The organism is Trebonia sp. (assembly GCF_049794275.1).
Lineage (GTDB): Bacteria > Actinomycetota > Actinomycetes > Streptosporangiales > Streptosporangiaceae > Trebonia.
In genome coordinates, this window is record NZ_JBARCR010000100.1 from 1 (window position 1) to 2,255 (window position 2,255).

Annotated in this window: 4 protein-coding genes; 3 read left to right on the forward strand and 1 reads right to left on the reverse strand. The window is 70.9% G+C overall.

Features of this window, described 5'->3' with window-relative positions:
* The 3 genes from WA805_RS02650 to WA805_RS02660 form a co-directional block, all read left to right on the forward strand.
* The coding region (locus tag WA805_RS02650) for a helix-turn-helix domain-containing protein (protein ID WP_425241566.1) at positions 1 to 375 on the forward strand (375 nt) is incomplete at its 5' end.
* Between the two features lie 86 nt (positions 376 to 461).
* Positions 462 to 1,007, forward strand: a complete 546-nt coding sequence (locus WA805_RS02655) for a carbonic anhydrase (RefSeq protein WP_422285881.1) — start codon at positions 462 to 464, stop codon at positions 1,005 to 1,007.
* A gap of 23 nt (positions 1,008 to 1,030) precedes the next feature.
* Entirely contained in the window at positions 1,031 to 1,795 is a 765-nt protein-coding gene (locus WA805_RS02660) for an SDR family NAD(P)-dependent oxidoreductase (RefSeq protein WP_425241567.1), read from the forward strand.
* Positions 1,796 to 1,816: 21 nt separating this feature from the next.
* On the opposite strand, the gene WA805_RS02665 is transcribed toward WA805_RS02660, so the two are convergent.
* Positions 1,817 to 2,255: universal stress protein (locus tag WA805_RS02665; RefSeq protein WP_424560085.1), on the reverse strand; the 439-nt coding region annotated here is incomplete at its 5' end.

Here is a 2,255-nt window from a genome sequence, read left to right on the forward strand (position 1 = left end):
CTCGACCGCCCGGTGCCCGCGCCTGGTGAGGGCCTGGCGGCCACCTGCCAGTGGGCGCTTGAGCACCTGGCCGACCGGCTGACCGTCGCCGACCTGGCCAGGCACGCGGGCTGGGCACCGCGCACCCTCGCCAGGCGCTTCGCCGCCGAGACCGGCATGGCGCCCATGCACTGGCTCACCGCCGCCCGCGTCCGCGAGGCCAGGCGGCTGCTGGAAGCCACCGACCTTCCGGTCGAGGTCATCGCCGCCCTCTGCGGCCTGGGCACCGCCGCCAACCTGCGACTACACCTGGCCCGCGACGCCGGCGCCACCCCCACCGCCTACCGGGCCGCGTACCAAGGCCGCCCGCCGGACGCCGGCGAGGCAGGATCCTGACCACACCTGGCAGTCCTGCCACTGGCCGCAGTCCCGCCCGCGACTGACCATGAGATGAGTACACCCCGACCACGGAGGGCTGAGCCTTGTCGAACATCGCCCCGCTCCTGGACCGCAACCGGGCGTTCGCCAGTGATCCCGGCGCGCGCCAGGGCATGCCCAGGCTCCCGTTCATCCCGAACCTGAACCTGTACATCGTCACCTGCATCGACTGCCGGGTCGACCCGGCGCAGATCCTCGGGGTCAAGCTCGGCGAGGCCCTCGTGCAGCGCAACATCGGCGGCCGTATCACTCCGGCCGTGATCCGCGACATCGCCTACGCCGGTTACCTGGTCGACAGCAAGGCCCCAGAAGGCCCGTACTTCGAGGTCGCGATCGTCCACCACACTGACTGCGGCTCGACCCTGCTCGCCGACGACGAACTGCGGCACGGGTTCGCCCAGCGCATCGGCGCGGACGAGCGGACGCTGGCCGACACACCCGTCCTTGACCCGGCCCGCACGGTGCGGACCGACGTCGAGCGGGTGCTATGGGCGGACGAAATTCCTGAGAACGTCCGCGTCTCCGGGCACGTCTACGACGTCGGCACCGGCGTGGTGACCACCATCGTCGACGCGAAAGGCAGGAAGTAGACCGGGCGCGCGATGATGGCGCCATGACGAATCGGCTAGAGAACACGGTCGCCCTGGTTACCGGGTCGAGCAGCGGGATCGGTGCGGCGACGGCCCGGCGGCTGGCCGCCGAGGGAGCTGCCGTCGCCCTGGTGGCGCGCCGCAGGGACCGGCTGGACGACCTCGCCGCCGGGATCCGGGCGGACGGCGGGACGGCGCTGGTGGTGCAGGCGGACGTGACCAGCCAGCGGGAAGCCGCGGGCGCGGTCGAGACGGCCGTCGCCGAGCTGGGCCGGCTGGACACCGTGGTCAACAACGCCGGGATCATGCTCCTGGGGCCAGCCCTGGACGCCCCGATCGGCGAGTGGGACCAGATGGTGGCCTTGAACGTGCAAGGCATGCTGTACATCACCCACACGGCGCTGCCGCATCTGGTCCGCGCCGCGGCGGACTCGCCCCGCCAGGTGGCGGACCTGGTCACCATCACCTCCACTGCCGGGCGGGTGGCCCGGCCGGGAAGCGCCGTGTACAACCTGACCAAGTTCGGCGCGGCGGCGTTCAGCGAGGCGCTGCGCCAGGAGCTGATCGGCCGCCGGGTGCGGGTGAGCGTGATCGAGCCCGGCACGGTAGACACCGAGCTCGCCAGCCACCTGCGCGACGACATCCGGGAGGCGGCGCGGAGCCAGACGGCCTCGATCGAACCGCTGCGGCCCGACGACATCGCCGACACGGTGGCCTACATCGTGACCAGGGACCGCCGGGTGGCGGTCAACGAGATGCTCGTCCGCGCCGCCGAGCAGACCTGGTAGCGCACCCGCTGCGGGATCTGTTCACCGCTCGTGCGGGACGATCACCACCGGGCATATCGAGTGCTGGATAACCTCGCTGCTCACCGAGCCCCCTAGCAGCCGGCCAAAACCGCTGCCGCCGCGTGCGCCGACAACTACCAGATCCGCATCGTGCGAAGCATTGACCAGTTCCTCGACCACGAAGCCGTTCAGGGCACGGACAGTCACCGTGGCAGGCGCGGCATCGCCGAGCTGGCTGGCTGCCCGTTCCGTCATCTCCTCAGCGGCCTGGCGCAGGCTGTCCAGCAGTCCGGCGTCCGCCGGGCCTACCACCGGGATGTGGCCCCAGTAGCTCTTCGGAACCTCGTGCACTGCGATGACAGTCAACGGAGCCCGCACAGCCACTGCCTGTTTCATCGCCCAGTCAAGTGCGCGTTCGGAGTTAGGTGAGCCATCCACGCCCACAACGATTCCAGGCATT